Origin of the sequence: Microbacterium sp. C5A9 (assembly GCF_022627955.1) — a bacterium.
Classification (GTDB): Bacteria; Actinomycetota; Actinomycetes; order Actinomycetales; family Microbacteriaceae; genus Microbacterium.
In genome coordinates, this window is record NZ_JABXGD010000041.1 from 1 (window position 1) to 234 (window position 234).

The following is a 234-nucleotide window of genomic DNA, read 5'->3' on the forward strand; positions in this document are numbered from 1 at the left end:
GGCCTGGGTCGCGGTGGTTCCGATACGCGGGCCGCGCTGGTCGGCGGTGTCGACCGTCACGGTCGCGGACAGGCCGACGCGCAAGGGATTCTGGCGCAGCTCATTGGCGTTCAGGCCGATCCGCACCGGCACGCGCTGGACGATCTTGATCCAGTTGCCGCTGGCATTCTGCGGGGGCAGGAGCGCGAAGGCGTTGCCGCTTCCCGCGCCCAGGCCGATGACCTTGCCATGATA

The 234-nt window shown here is 69.2% G+C and carries 1 pseudogene; it reads right to left on the reverse strand.

Annotated elements, in window-relative coordinates:
• A pseudogene (locus tag HWD99_RS18415) lies at positions 1–234 on the reverse strand (hypothetical protein); the annotation flags it as partial.